The 14,565-nt window shown below is 53.2% G+C and carries 12 protein-coding genes; 3 read left to right on the top strand and 9 right to left on the bottom strand.

Translation table 11 applies throughout. The features are described 5' to 3' along the window. Positions 1 to 73 precede the first annotated feature (73 nt). From JSQ80_RS02995 to JSQ80_RS02985, 3 genes are all read right to left on the bottom strand, one after another. Complete coding sequence (locus tag JSQ80_RS02995; protein WP_206094291.1) at positions 74 to 1,087, bottom strand: oxidoreductase; 1,014 nt, start codon at positions 1,085 to 1,087, stop codon at positions 74 to 76. A 487-nt stretch (positions 1,088 to 1,574) separates the two neighbouring features. After that, positions 1,575 to 2,648, bottom strand: a complete 1,074-nt coding sequence (locus tag JSQ80_RS02990; protein WP_206094290.1) for a M42 family metallopeptidase — start codon at positions 2,646 to 2,648, stop codon at positions 1,575 to 1,577. A gap of 50 nt (positions 2,649 to 2,698) precedes the next feature. Further along, complete coding sequence (locus JSQ80_RS02985; protein ID WP_087435130.1) at positions 2,699 to 3,055, bottom strand: LapA family protein; 357 nt, start codon at positions 3,053 to 3,055, stop codon at positions 2,699 to 2,701. Between the two features lie 177 nt (positions 3,056 to 3,232). On the opposite strand from JSQ80_RS02985, the gene JSQ80_RS02980 reads away from it, so the two are divergent. After that, positions 3,233 to 4,840, top strand: a complete 1,608-nt coding sequence (locus JSQ80_RS02980) for an FAD-dependent oxidoreductase (protein WP_206094289.1) — start codon at positions 3,233 to 3,235, stop codon at positions 4,838 to 4,840. Between the two features lie 59 nt (positions 4,841 to 4,899). Here the strand turns inward: JSQ80_RS02980 and pepF are convergent, their stop codons facing one another. The 3 genes from pepF to JSQ80_RS02965 form a co-directional block, all read right to left on the bottom strand. Further along, on the bottom strand, positions 4,900 to 6,693 hold the full coding sequence (pepF, locus tag JSQ80_RS02975; RefSeq protein ID WP_206094288.1) for an oligoendopeptidase F: 1,794 nt from the start codon (positions 6,691 to 6,693) through the stop codon (positions 4,900 to 4,902). A 294-nt stretch (positions 6,694 to 6,987) separates the two neighbouring features. Beyond that, the gene (locus JSQ80_RS02970) at positions 6,988 to 7,167 is read right to left on the bottom strand and encodes a hypothetical protein (protein ID WP_087435127.1); all 180 of its coding nucleotides are present in this window, start codon (positions 7,165 to 7,167) and stop codon (positions 6,988 to 6,990) included. Positions 7,168 to 7,180: 13 nt separating this feature from the next. Then, on the bottom strand, positions 7,181 to 7,414 hold the full coding sequence (locus JSQ80_RS02965; RefSeq protein ID WP_206094287.1) for a hypothetical protein: 234 nt from the start codon (positions 7,412 to 7,414) through the stop codon (positions 7,181 to 7,183). Between the two features lie 197 nt (positions 7,415 to 7,611). Here JSQ80_RS02965 and JSQ80_RS02960 point away from each other — a divergent pair, with 197 nt between their 5' ends. Next, the gene (locus tag JSQ80_RS02960; protein ID WP_087435125.1) at positions 7,612 to 7,809 is read left to right on the top strand and encodes a cold shock domain-containing protein; all 198 of its coding nucleotides are present in this window, start codon (positions 7,612 to 7,614) and stop codon (positions 7,807 to 7,809) included. A gap of 141 nt (positions 7,810 to 7,950) precedes the next feature. Here JSQ80_RS02960 and JSQ80_RS02955 read toward each other — a convergent pair whose 3' ends face one another. Continuing rightward, complete coding sequence (locus JSQ80_RS02955) at positions 7,951 to 11,187, bottom strand: glycoside hydrolase family 2 TIM barrel-domain containing protein (RefSeq protein WP_206094286.1); 3,237 nt, start codon at positions 11,185 to 11,187, stop codon at positions 7,951 to 7,953. A 196-nt stretch (positions 11,188 to 11,383) separates the two neighbouring features. Here JSQ80_RS02955 and JSQ80_RS02950 point away from each other — a divergent pair, with 196 nt between their 5' ends. Then, a complete protein-coding gene (locus tag JSQ80_RS02950) occupies positions 11,384 to 12,271 on the top strand; it encodes an AraC family transcriptional regulator (RefSeq protein ID WP_206094285.1) in 888 nt (295 codons plus the stop codon). A gap of 101 nt (positions 12,272 to 12,372) precedes the next feature. Here the strand turns inward: JSQ80_RS02950 and JSQ80_RS02945 are convergent, their stop codons facing one another. Both JSQ80_RS02945 and JSQ80_RS02940 read right to left on the bottom strand, forming a co-directional pair. Beyond that, positions 12,373 to 13,023 (bottom strand): nitroreductase family protein, encoded by a 651-nt coding sequence (locus JSQ80_RS02945; RefSeq protein ID WP_206094284.1) that lies wholly within the window; start codon positions 13,021 to 13,023, stop codon positions 12,373 to 12,375. Between the two features lie 201 nt (positions 13,024 to 13,224). Continuing rightward, positions 13,225 to 14,421, bottom strand: a complete 1,197-nt coding sequence (locus tag JSQ80_RS02940) for an MFS transporter (RefSeq protein WP_206094283.1) — start codon at positions 14,419 to 14,421, stop codon at positions 13,225 to 13,227. Positions 14,422 to 14,565: the final 144 nt, after the last annotated feature.

Below are 14,565 nucleotides of genomic sequence, written 5' to 3'. Positions count from 1 at the left end.
GACATTGGCGCGCTCTCCCGTGCGGCATCGTTGCAGGAATAAGCTCTCTGCTGCACCGTCAAGTTCGGCGCGATTATTCCCGTTCTTCCGCCGCGATGCGGACAAGCGCGCGTCCCCATGTCTGCCCTTCGAGCATGCGTGCGGTATATTCCGGAACCTCTTGAAGAGATAGGTCATGAATCCATTCATTGTCTCCGGCAATGAACTTCCATTCACCAGCCATTCTGGACCAGAGCCTGGTCCGCTGATCGGCCGAAACATAGACCGAATCAATTCCATATAAGGCTATCCCCCTCAAGATGAAGGGATAGACCGTCGTCGGCAGCTGTCCTCCTGCCGTCAGTCCGGCGGCGGCAACGGCTCCGCCATACCGGGTAGAAGCGAGGACGGCCGCAAGAATGTCGCCGCCGCATACATCGATGGCCGCCGCCCAGCGCTGCTTATCCAACGCGCGCGGCCGTTCCGGCTGCCACTCCTGCCGCGATACGACATGAGCGGCGCCTAAATTCCGCAGGCTGCCGGCCAATTGGCTCTTGCCGCTGGCGGCGGTAACCTCGTATCCGAGCTTGGCCAGCATGGCGACGGAAATGGAGCCGACCCCGCCGCTTGCTCCGGTAACAAGCACCGGGCCGTCATCCGGACGAACGCCGTGCCGTTCAAGGCGCTCTACGGCTAACGCTGCCGTCAATCCTGCCGTACCGAACACCATCGCCTCCCGTAAGCTGAGTGAATCGGGCACAGGCACGACCCAATCTCCAGGGACGCGCACGATTTCGGCGAGACCGCCGAAATGAGATACCCCTAGTTCATATCCGGTCACCAGTACAGGCTGGCCGACGGTAAAGCGCGGGTCTTGGCTTGCCATTACGATGCCCGACAGATCGATTCCCGGGATGAAGGGGTACGCTTTAACGATGCCGCCAATCGGCGAGCAAGCCAATGCGTCTTTGTAATTCAAGCTGGAATACGCGACGCGGATCGTAACGCTGCCTTCCGGCAGATCGGACATGCCAAGCTCCTGTACGGACACGTCTACGTTATCGCTATCTGATTTGCGCACGACTAGTGCTTGAAAGCGCTCCGACATGGTTCTTCCTCCTTATCATGGGTACAGTTTGCCGTCCGGCTGATACAATTCTAATAAATAGATTACGCTGCTGGCACTTCTCTTTACACACTCTCTCGTTCAGAAAGGTCATTCCTCCCGCTGGATGGAGCCGACGAACTGCAAATGTGCAGCAGTTTTTGCGAAATCTTTCCCTTTTCGGCGTTTGAAGTGCAAAAGTGCAATTCAAATCAGAATGATTGCCATAATTTTTGCAATTATGCGAATCTGAACTGCACGATTGCAGTCCAGCGCTGTGAAAGATGCAAAAAGGGAACCTCTCAATTGCAGGATTGAGTGGGAGACGCTCCCTCCAGCTATTATCTCAACCATTCGACCACACCATGGAGCTTCGGTGATGCTGGAATCGTAGTTACTGACCGAAGGGGAGAGTGAGCGGAAGCGCCGAACGGAGAGAGTATCGTCTCTCCGGCTAACATTGTTCTGCTGTGCGCCGGCCGGTTGGTTACTACTCCCTAATGTAAGCGGAGAGAAGCCGCGCCGTATTGAGGACCGCATTCTGATGGGTGCGTTCCATCGCATGGGATGCGTGCACGCCCGGTCCGATGAGCGCGGCGCGAATGTTATGGCCTCCCCGCAAAGCGGCGGAAGCATCCGAACCGTAATGCGGATAAATGTCCACGGCATACTCTACGCCTTCACGCTCGGCCAGTGCGATCAATTGTCCGGTCATCATGTAGTCGTAAGGACCGGAGGAATCTTTGGCGCATATAGACACATCGGTCTCTTTGCAAGCCAAATCGTCCCCCATTGCGCCCATGTCGACCGCGATCAATTCCGTTATTTCTTGAGGAATGTATGATGCGCCATGACCGATCTCCTCATAGTTCGTAATGAAGATGACAATATTATGCTGCGGCTGCCAAGATGTCCGCTTCATGCTCTCCAATACGCCGAAGAGTGCTGCGACGCTTGCTTTGTCGTCCAAATGCCGCGATTTGATCAAGCCGTTATGCAGGTGAACCGGGCGCGCATCGAAGGACACATAATCGCCCGTGCGGATGCCAAGCGCTTCGGTATCCGGCTTGGTGTGCACAAGCTCATCAATGCGCACCATCATATTTTTTTCTTCACGCGCATAATCGCGCGCGTCGCTGAACACGTGAACGGATGGGTGATTCGTCATAATCGTGCCGGTGTAGACACGTCCGTCCCGAGTATGTATTTGGCAGTACTCGTTCTCCATCGAATGAGACATGTATCCGCCTAACGAAGTGAGCCGTAGCGTCCCGTCTGCGTTAATGGAACGGACCATGGCGCCAAGCGTATCGACATGGGCCGATAAGCCGATGACTTTCTCCGCATTGCCTTTTGCGCCATTCACTCTAATTACGCCGCATCCTTTTTGTGTAAGCTCGAATGAATAGCCGAGACGCTGCGCTTCTTCGCCGATACGCTTCATAATGTGATGCGTATAGCCGGTTGGGCTTGGGGTCTGAAGCAGCTCCATTAAAAATGAAATTACATAATTCTCGTCTATCGCCGCATGAAACGGCTCCGATGTTATGACAGGTTGATTCATTGTATATCCTCCTTATTGTATATCCAACTCATCCCGAGCGAATCGTTATGTTACTCGGCATGCTTCCGATCAGCGGAAGCGTTGGAGGCGTCGCCCAGATCCTCAGTGCCTTGCGGAGCCGGCTCTCCTGCAGTGTCCGGAATGACATATCCTGTCGCGTCCAGCACTTGAGCAAGCTGCTGTTCCAGCCCTTTCAGCTTCTTCTGGGATTTGTACTGCAAATAAATGCTGTAAGAACCCACAATGATGGCCCCTAACAAGGTGCAGCCAAGGATGAGCAAAATGAGTGGTACGTCAAATGTGCCGAACAACAAATTAACTTGGACCGGATTGACGTTAATAACGGCGAAGATGGCCGTAATCAACGCGAAAAAGAGCCCAGCCAGCAAAGACCATTGAATACGCATCGAGAAATCCTCCTCATGGTTCTATATATCTACTTATCAGTATAATGTTCGACTGCTTTCGTCACAAGTTGAATGCATTCTCCAAAAATAAAATAAATTAAGGCGAAATGATTCAAAACAATGCTAAAGCATGATATGCTCGTATCAGGCGGGTTAATGTGGAAAAGGGGGATCGCGATGAAAAGGATGAAAGCGGATGCAGTGGTTAACGGCGGGGGGCTTGGAGGCACGCTTGCGGCATGGGTGTTGGCAAAGCGGGGATATCAAGTCGTCTTGACGGAAGAGACGGATTGGGTAGGCGGACAGCTGACGAGTCAGGCTGTGCCGCCGGATGAGCATCCTTGGATAGAACAGACGGGATGCACGGACTCCTATCGGGAATTCCGCCAACAGGTTCGGCATTATTACCGCAGGCGAGTGCGGCCGGATCTAGTATGCGACGAGGCGCGCTTCTACGAACATTTCAATCCCGGCAATGCGTGGGTCAGCCGTATAAGTCATGAACCGGCCGCAGCGCATGGCATTTTGCAGCAATGGCTGCGGCCATTCGTGGAAGAGGGCCGTCTGCATATTTTGTATGACACGATACCGGTCCGGGCACAGACGGAGGGAGACCAGGTGCAGGAGGTCACCGTCCGGCATTTGAAGAGCGGAGAAGAGACGGCTCTTGCCGGCGATTATTTCGTGGATGCTACTGAATATGGCGACTTGCTTCCGCTCGCTGGGGTGGAATACAATGTCGGGGCCGAATCGAGGCACGATACCGGAGAGCCGCACGCGCCCGATGAAGCGAATCCAGAGGATACCCAAGCGTTCACGGTCGTCATCGCGGTTGAGATGCTGCCGGAGCATGCAGCTCATCTCACGGCTCCGATACCGCAACCCGAAATGTACGAATTCTGGCGCAGCTTCTATCATGAGGGATCGCCCTATCCGCTGCTAAGCTGGTGGGATACGAAGCCGAACGCCAATGATGAATATCGCAGCTTTACGTTCCTGCCGGGAAGCAGCGAGCTGCCAATGTGGACCTATCGCCGCGTCTTGGATGCGGCGCAGTTCAGGATAGGGGAGGCAGAGGGCGATATTTCGCTCATCAATTGGCCGCAGAACGATTACTCCTTGGCATCGATCATCGAGATGCCTTATGAAGAACGGCAGCAGCATGTGGAGAGGGCGAAGCAATTAAGCTTGTCGTTGTTATATTGGCTGCAGACGGAAGCTCCTCGCGAGGACGGTGGAACGGGCTATCCGGGACTCAGGCTGTGCGGCAAGGCGGTCGGAACGGAGGACGGCTTGGCGAAGTCGCCGTATATTCGAGAATCGAGACGAATTCAGGCGATCTATACGATTACGGAAGCAGATGTAAATAAGGAGTTGCGGCAGGGCAAAGGGGAGGGAATCCGCCGTTACGAGGACAGTGTCGGTGTAGGACATTACTTTCTGGATCTGCACATGACGGCCAAGAGCCGCCGCAGTATGTTCATTCCGGCCTATCGGTATGAGATTCCGCTTGGCGCGCTCATTCCGAAGCGGGTGCAAAATGTGCTCCCCGCCTGCAAAAATATCGGCACGACGCAAATTGCGAACGGCTGCTATCGCCTCCACCCGACGGAATGGAATATTGGGGAGTCGATTGGCCATCTCGTCGCATATGCTTTGGACAATGGCGTGACGCCACACGAAGTGCACGGTCATATGCCCCACTTGAAGGCCTATCAAAAAGAACTCGATGAGGCGGGAATCCAGCGCAGCTGGCCATTCGACGGAACGGACGTGCAGCATTAGGGGATAAGCGAGAAAAAGCGGGTGCCCGACAGGACCCCGCTTTCTCATTGCATGGCATCTTATTTGGCAGCCATTTGCTCCATTTCGGTAATGAGCGATTCCAGAAGGCTCATGCCTTCCTCGATTGGAGTAGGCGTGGACATGTCGACGCCGGCTTTCTTCAAAATGTTGATCGAGTAGTCGCTGCCGCCGCTCTTCAGGAAGCCCAAATAGCGTTCAACGGCTGGCTGGCCATCATCCAGTATTTGCTTGGCAAAGCTTTGCGCGGCAGAAAAGCCTGTCGCGTATTTATACACGTAGAAGCTGGTATAGAAGTGCGGAATGCGTGCCCATTCCATTTCGATATCTTTGTCGACGACCATGTCGTCTCCGTAGTACTTTTTGTTCAAATCATAGTACACTTCGCACAGCAGCTGCGGAGTCAATGCTTCGCCTTTCTCGGCGCGCTCGTGAATAATCATCTCGAACTCCGCGAACATCGTCTGACGGAATACTGTTGTCCGGAACTGGTCGATGTAGTAGGCGAGCAGGTACATCTTCTCTTTCTTGTCGTTCGTCTTCTTCAGCATATAATCCATGAGCAGCGCCTCGTTCAATGTCGACGCTACTTCGGCCAAGAAAATCGTATATTGCGCATCACGATACGGCAGGTTGTTGTCGGAATGATACGAATGGAGCGCATGGCCCATTTCGTGAGTCAACGTGAACATGCTGTTCAGGTTGTCCTTGTGATTCAACAGCACGTAAGGATGTGTGCCGTATGCGCCCCAGCTGTAAGCCCCCGTACGCTTTCCTTCGTTCTCGTACACGTCGATCCAGCCCTTATCGAAGCCTTCCTGCAGCGCCTCTAGATATTTCTCGCCAAGCGGCTTCAAGCTCTCTTTGACGGTTGCCTTTGCTTCGTCGAACGTGATGTTCATGTCGAACTCATCCACGACAGGAGCGAACAAATCATACATATGGAGCTCGTCGGCATTCAAGAGCTGCTTGCGAAGCTTCATATAGCGATGCATGAGCGGCAAATGCTTATGAATGGTGTTAATCAGGTTCGTATATACTTCCTTCGGAATGTTGTCACCGAAAAGGTACATTTCGAGCGCGGAAGGATATTTGCGCGCTCGCGCGTAGAACAGATTCTTCGTCACGTTGGCATTCAGCGTCGCGGCAATTGTGTTGCGTTGAGCGCGATACGTCCCGTATACGGCTTCGAAAGAAGCTTTGCGCACGTCGGCGTTGCGGCTCTCGAGAAATTGAATGTAACGGCCGTGCGTCAATTCTACTTCTTCGCCTTTTTCATTTTTGATCTTGGGAAACTTCATATCGGCATTGTTCAGCATGCTGTAGATGCTTTCCGGCGCCTTCGACATGCTTCCGACTTGGGCCAGCAGCGCTTCCTCTTGCTTGGACAGCACATGGGCCTTCTGGCGCTTCATTTCTGTCAGCGTAAAGCGGTAGCTTGCAAGCGCCGGATCCGCAATCAGCTTATCGAGCTGTTCGTCGGACAGAGCCAAAATTTCCGGAGTCATGAAGGAGAGCGCTTCTCCTACTGTGACTGTCAACTGCTTGGACTTCTCGGACAGCGACTGATATTGCGGTTCGGCAGTATCTTCGTGATGGCGCATATTCGCATATACGTATAAGCGCTCGGTATGTAAGGAAATATCATCTTCCAGCTCGAAGCAAGCGCTCAACGTCTTGGCGTCGCTGAGCTTGCCGTGGTATTGCTTCATCTTCTCCAACAATTGAAGCACGAGTTCGTACTCTCGCTCCCATTCCGCCTTGGATCCGAACAGATCCTCCAGCTTCCAACGGTCTTCTTGCGGTACTTCCGAGCGTTTCATTACTTGTTGCATATGTGCCCTCCTCATTAAATGTTCTTGGAATCGCGATTGCCGTGATGAATCTGCTGCTTGAGCCGGCACAGCCGGAGCAGGGATCAACGCGGCGCTTAATAAAGCTCCTGCGACGAGTAAGATTATAGCGCGGCGCTGTGCGGTCATATCTATCCTCCTGTCGTTCGGGCTGAGACTCGAATCTGAAGGCTAGTATGACCGAAGTGCCGTAAAACTATTGAAAGAGGTTGCTTTAAAAAGCACCCTTATGATCACGAAGCATCCCAAGAAATCTGATCGACATCGAATCTTGTCTTAGGCGCCCAGCGTCACAAGCGAGTATACAATCAGGAAAAAAGCGAATGCGATTAAGAGAAGCGCCACAATAGCCATCGGGCGGCGCAGCGGAGCAGGCACCGTTTCTTTTTTCCAAATCAGAATGGCCCCGAGAGAAAAAGCCAAAATAATGAAGATTAGATTCGTTGACGAATTCATGGATTACCTGCCTTTACACTTGCTTGAAAGCGTCCATAATCTGATTCCATTCATCTTCCTTGCCGACATAGTCTTCTTTGGGGAAGCGCTGTTTGGCCCAATGCATCAGTGCCGGGCGGCTCAGAAAGTTGTGGCATTCTTCGCCCCATTGGTCTGAAATTTCCCGCAATATGATATAACGGCCCTGCACTTCAACCGTCATCATATTCCACTTGTCCGTCTTGTAAATGACATGCTTTTTTATCATATAAAAACCCCGTTTCCATGGTGCAGGACACCGTGAATCTTGCGCACTGCCGCGAAGACAGCCTTATCGATCATGATACCCCAGCCCATACTTGAAATCAAATAATTGTTCAATAAAAAAAGTTGCGTTCTCAAATGACCTCAATTATAATGTAAATATTCGCCTGTAAGGGTGGATTAAGTGAGGAGGTTTTGATCTTGAAAGGTACTGTAAAATGGTTTAACGCAGAAAAAGGCTACGGATTTATTCAAGTGGAGAACGGTGAAGATGTATTCGTTCACTATTCCGCAATCCAAGGCGAAGGATTCAAAGCTTTGGACGAAGGCCAAGAGGTTGAATTCGAAATTACTCAAGGAAACCGTGGTCCACAAGCTGCTAATGTCATTAAATTATAATGAGATTACCCGGCTCGGGGATGTCATCTATAAATAGTGTACAATAGCAAAACCAAGCAGCCTTGTTCCGTTCATTCGGGCAAGGCTGCTTTTTTTGCTGCTTATGTCAGGAAGCGGAACGAGGCATTGCGACCCGGCGCCTCACTCTGCTTGCCCCGGCTGCTCGGCCGCCGGATGCCGCAGGCGTGCCAGCTGCTCGGGTGACACGCCGTCCCGGCTGAAAGGAACAAGATGAACCTTGAATGACATCGGTTCGCACTTCAACTCGTGCTGCGGCAGCGCTTTTGGTCCGCAGCTGTTGCTGCCCAGCCCATTCTGGGCCTTATCGAGATGCACGATGATCTCATCTCTTGGCAGCAGGTCCGCATGATGTGCCGTTCGCTCAAGATCCTGCACGGTGTAGCGGTGCGCGCTGAAGTCGAACAAGGAGTCGCTTAGCGCAAACAGGCCGAACCCGCGCTGGTTCGTGAAGGCAACCCAGCGTGTATCCGTGCGGTTCCCGTTCTCTTGCGGCTTCTCGTAGGCGATCATCAAATCATCTACCGCCGCATCGTACCATCCTACGGCAGCAGCCTGCTTGCTGTCGATATAGCTTTCGCCGGGACCGCGTCCATACCACAAGCAGTGCCCGAAGGTTTCCGGAAGGCTAAGTTCATAGCCGAAACGCGGGAGCACGTCTGGATGATCGCCTTCTGGGACGGCACTTACCTGCAAGGTGAGCGAGCCGTCATGATGGATCGCAATCCGGTGACGGCAGCGAATTCCCCATTTGACCGTTGGCGCACCCATCCGGATGTTGACATGCAAATGGACCCGTCCTTGCTCCGCTTCCGCTGCATCGACTTGAAGGGATTCAAGCCGTTCGGTCATCCGATGCAAGCCGAAACGATGCCAATCCTTGACCGTATAACGGTCGTTGTCAATGAGCGCGCGCCATAATTGGATGCGGGGGCTTCCCGCCAGCAGATCGACGCCTTGCGATTGCCACGCGGCAATGGCCCCATTACGGCGATTGATCCGAATCATAAAATCCCGGCCTTCCACGGATAACATGCTTCCGGCCTCTTGCACTTCGAGCGGCGCTGCGGGGCTGCATGCGGTGGAGGAGAGCGCTGCGCCAATGGCAGCGGATGCTTCGGTCATGCCGTTCTTCGCCATGTTCTTACTGCTGCACGGTTCGAGTTGGAATTGGGCCCATGCCAACTCATGGCCGGTCTGCACCCAATCCTCGCTGCGGCATGTGCGGAACGACAGCCGCAGCCATACGTCTTTGCCGTGCAATCGATGAGCGGAGCTGCCCAGCACTTCCCATGCGTCCCACGTCCAAGGCTGGCTTTCGCGCGGCGCTACATCCGGCACATCGAAAGGGCCTCTTGCGACGACTGCTCCGTCCGCCACAATCGTATATACTCCGGCAAGCGCAGAAAGCGAGGTGAAGTCGAATCGGTTCTCGATTATGAATTGCCCTTGCCCTTGTCCGCTGTCCGACACGTAGACTTTTACTGGCTCGATCGCCTTCTTGTATTCATGCAGGGCAGGCCATGGCTTGCGATCGCCATCGACTAAGCCGTTCAGGCAGAAGTTGCCGTCGTGCACCATCTCGCCGAATTCGCCGCCGTACGCCATGACGGAACGGCCATCATCCCGAATTTGCCGTATGCCTTGGTCTACCCAATCCCATACGAACGCACCTTGGAGCTTCGGATACCGGTAGAACATTTCGGCATACTCCGTGAATCCGCCCGGACCGTTGCCCATGGCATGGGCGAACTCGCACAGGATGAACGGGCGCTGATCGCCGTTCTGCGCAATAGTCTCCACCTCATCGACCGCCGTGTACATTCTTGAGACGATACCGAGGCCGAGCATGTCTTCCCAGTCTCCTTCATAATGCACGACGCGGGTCGGATCGTACCCGCTCGCCCATTCCGCCATCGCGGCATGATTCGGTCCGCAGCCGGATTCGTTGCCGAGCGACCACATGATGACGCTTGCAAAGTTTTTGTCCCGAATGACCATACGCTGCATTCGTTCGACATAAGCCTGCCGCCAGCTCGGCTCATTGCTGAGCTGCGCCCAGTATCCGCCCGGTTGGAATCCGTGCGTTTCCAAGTCCGCCTCGTCGATGACATAGAGGCCAGCCTGATCGCACAGCTCATAGAAGCGCGGATCGTTCGGATAGTGCGCAGTGCGTACCGCATTGATATTGAACGATTTCATGATGCGAATATCCTCCATCATCGTAGCAAGCGGAACGGCCCGGCCCAAGTCAGGATGGAACTCATGACGGTTGACGCCCTTGAACATAATCGCTTTCCCGTTAACAAGCAGGTTCCCATCGGCTAACTTCACTTCACGGAATCCGACTCTTTGGGCGGTGATTTGCTGAATCTGGCCGTGCTCATCCCGAAGCTCGAGCAGCAGGTGATACAGATACGGCGTCTCCGCAGTCCAGAGCTGCGGCGCTTCGACTTCGACCGCAAAGCTGACTGTGCTTGCCGCGCCCGCGGCAATGGCGGCAAGCGGCGTTGATGCCGCACGGGCGGCAGGCTGCAGATTGGCATCGAGCAACGTGAGCAGCAGTTGGCTGTTGACGGAAGGCGCCGCGTGATCATTGCGCAGGGTCGCATCTACCTCAAGCGCGGCCCGCCGATAATTATCGGACAGCGGCGTCCGAACCGTAAAATCCCATACATGTGTGCCTGGAAAAGCAAGCAAGCAGACATCGCGGAATATGCCGCTCAGCCACCACATATCTTGATCTTCCAAATAGGTTCCGTCACACCATTGGTATACTTGTACGGCGATCTGGTTCCTGCCCGGATGAACAAGCGGAGTAATGTCGAATTCGGCGGGGACGCGGCTGCCCTGGCTATAACCGGCATGTTCGCCATTCACCCACACGTGGAATGCGCTGTCCACCCCTTCAAAACGCAGCACGATTCGCTTGCCGGACCACTGTTCGCCTATCCAAAAGGCGCGCCGGTAAGAGCCAGTCGGGTTATGATCGGGCACATGCGGCGGATCGACGGGAAATGGATACAGCACATTGGTATATTCCGGCTTGCCGTAGCCCTTCATCTGCCAATTCGAAGGCACCGGAATGCGCTCCCATGACGCGTCATCGTAATCGAGCCCGTAAAAGTGCTGCGGAGCGTCTTCCGGGCACTCTGCATAGCGGAACTTCCATTCGCCGTTAAGCAGCTGAAAGTATGGGGAGGCTCCGCGTTCATATGTGAGCGCTTCAGTCGCGTTCGCGTGCGGAATAAAGTAAGCGCGGGGCTCCAACCGATTCAGATGCAGCATGGTTTCGTCTTGCCAGATCGATGCGGACGCAGAAGGTTGTGCAGGATGTGCGTTCGAATGAGTGGTTGTCATCTTCATCATCCTTTCCTATGATCGTGTCATGTTATGAATACGGCACGGCGATATAACGATTTGAACATAATTTTTCATCTGTCTATATGATAGGACGGTATTCTGATGGTTTTCAATCTAACGATTTTATAATACATATAAAGATATGAAACAATTTATTTGGAATATTGCCAGCGAAGGAAAGGAGCGGGAAGCGATGGACAGCTTGCACTTCCCTATGCTTACCGATAAGGAACGGACATTGCCGCTTATCGTCACCACGGTGGGGAGCTGGAACAACCAGACCGAAATTGACCGGCCACATGGCTATCCTGATTACCAATGGCTGCAATGCACTTCGGGACGGGGAGTATTCCGCTGGGAAGGGCATGGGGATCCGATTGAGATTCGTTCGGGGCAAGGCGTACTCCTGTTTCCCGACGTTCCTCATGAATACAGGCCCGTGGAGGAGCCATGGGGAATCTATTGGTTCGGCTTTCGAGGCGCATTGGCGCAACAATTGCTGTCTGCGGTAAATATCCGCCAGTCGACGCATATGACGTTGAGATCGCCCGATATTACAATGGAGCCGATCCGGCGCGCGCTTGCGTTGCTGAGCGATTCCGCATACGGGCAAGGGACTGTGTTGTCTGCGCTCGCTTATGAGCTGGTGATGGCATGGGCTCGCTCTGGCTGGGCGGATACCGGTAAAGCAGGAAGACAACCGAAGCAGGGGATTGAATTGCTGGCCCCTCTGTTGGACTGGATTCATGAGCATTATATGAAGGAAGTGACGCTGCAGCAGATGGCGGATCGAATCCACATCTCTCCGCAGTATGTTTGCACGTTATTTCGCCGCTCGATGGGATGTCGGCCGCTTCAATATGTGAATCGGCTTCGAATCCGCAAAGCAAAGCAATTGTTAATGAGCCAGTCCGAACTGTCCGTCAGTGAAATCGGCAACGAGGTCGGATTTCAGCATGCCAGCTATTTTATTCAACGTTTCAGGCAGCAGGAAGGAATGACGCCCGCTCAATTCCGCCAGCTTCATGGGGGGATTGCGGCCAGGGAAGAGCCGTTGAGTAATGTATTGCGGAAGCTGTAATCATAGACAAGCCCCTTGGCTCTTTCCGGCTGGAAAGGACGAAGGGGCTTGTGCAGTGAATGGGATAAGTCCTCATTCGAGCGTGATTAAAAGCAAATCCTCTATTCGATAATGCGCAAAATGTCTTCAACTGGCTTGCGTGGCAGCTTCGCAGGCGTATCTGAAGGATATCCAAGCGCAAGCACCATGTTAACCTGACGATCTTCCGGAATGTCCAGCATATCTTTGATTTGTTGGTCGGCCAAGAGAACGGGACCGGTCATTGGACAGCTCGCCAAGCCACGGGCATGCGCCGCGAGCATCAAGTTCTGAATCGCCAGGCAACTGCTCTTGATGCCTTCTTCATCCCACACCGTGGATGGCACGAGCCCGATCGGGTCGAATATGCGCTCGCGGAATTTGGACGTATACGGCGACGCCAAACATATGATAAGCGCAGGCGCATTGGAAAAAGCGGTTGCGTACGGGCCGAACGATTTGACAAGCAAACGGGCTTCCTTCGCCAGGCCCTGGGCTTCGGCCTGTTCTGCGCGCTTATGCAGGGCATCCCACGTAAGCTGTTCAATCCGGGCAATCCATTCTCGGTTCAAGATCGCGATGAATTCCCACGTCTGAGAGTTCGTGTCGCTCGGCGCATATCGCGCACAGTCGATAAGCTCCTTCACATCTTCGGCCGTTACCGGCCTGTCCTCATAACGCCGTACGCTGCGGCGCTCGTGAATGACTTCTTTCATGATTTCATACGTTGTCATGTCTGATCCCTCCGCCGAGGTTGCCTTAAGCAGCCTGAGCTATCGTAAAATATTGGTTGCACAATTGAAGATTGTAATCATATAGATTAAGACCTTGTACTAAGACCTACCCTTATTATACGGTACCGATGGAAAATTGCAACGAAACCGTCCGAGGCTTAATACATGCTTAATGCGTCTCATACGTCTGTGTCGTATGATTCAACGTCTGCGCCGAATCGGCCGCCGCGAGCCCGTTTCAGCATAATGGGATTGAAGCGCCAGCATGATGAACCCGAGACAAGCGGCGACTGCGAAGATCGCACCGACCCGGTAGACGGTATCTTTTCCGTATGCTTCCAGCAGCACGCCGCCAAGTGTTCCGCTCAGCAATCCGGCGATGCTTGACCAGACGATCGTATAGAGCGCGAGCCCCGTTGAACGGTATTCATCCGGAATAATGCGGCTAATATAGCGTACGGCTACAAAATAAAAAATGCCGAACGATACGCTGTGCATTAACTGGGTGGAGACAATTCCCACCGGATTCTGCATATATGCCACGAGTAGAAAGCGGATAGCGTAAGTAAGTCCGGAGAAGGCGAGCAGCGGCAATTCCTTGAACCTGTCCCCGAATGCATTTAATAAGAAGAAGATGGGGATTTCGCTTAACGCCGAGAGCATCCATGCCCAGCCAATCAACGATTCATCCGCTCCCAACAGGGAGAGAGATAAGCCTAAAAACGCTTCGTTCAAACGATGGGCTATCGCAAGCAGCAGCACAAACAGAAAGAACAGCACGACTTCCCGCTGTTTCAAGACGGCCCATAATCCGGAAAACTCCATTTTCTTCAACGTGGCGCGCTTATCGGTCAAGAAGAAGGCCAGTACAAGGGAAAGCGCCCCTAACATAACGACGGCCCATACGCTGTATTGAGAGCCCACGGAACGCAGCACCATGCCGAAGACGATGGCGGATACGGCAAAGCCGATCGAACCGAAGACGCGGATGCCGATGAAGCTTTTGCCTTGAGATTGGGCCGTAATGATGGCAAAGCTGTCGCTTAGCGGGTAGATTGGAAAGTAAAAAAAATAAAAACAAATCAACATGGCGACAACCGCGCCGAAGGAAGAGAATTGGCTCAACGCGACAGACAGCGCGATTTGGGCTGCGAGCAGCACGATAAGCACTTTTTTAACGGTGCCAAGCTTGTCGCTGGTTACGCCCCAGAATAGGTTCGATACGATGGATACGAGCGGCCCGATGGAATAGAGCATTCCAATTTGCACACTCGTGAAGCCAAGCGTTTTGTAGTACAGCGGTAAATAGGAGACGACTATAGAGGTCGTCATAAAAATCGTGAACGTAAAAGCGCGCAGCCAGTTTGCGTCATTATTTCTCTGCGCTGTGTGCAGCATTGTGAGATCCTCCTCTGCGGTCTTGACCATCTTGTTAGATTGTGAAAAAGATTACGGTATAGTATAGCATGCTTCTGGCAGGAGGAACGCTGCTTTCCTTGAATAATAAGGCACAAGATTCATGTTATAATGAGTCTACATCGG

It is taken from the genome of Paenibacillus apiarius (assembly GCF_017052585.1).
Classification (GTDB): domain Bacteria; phylum Bacillota; class Bacilli; order Paenibacillales; family Paenibacillaceae; genus Paenibacillus_B; species Paenibacillus_B apiarius.
This window is presented reverse-complemented; position numbering and strand designations above follow the sequence as displayed.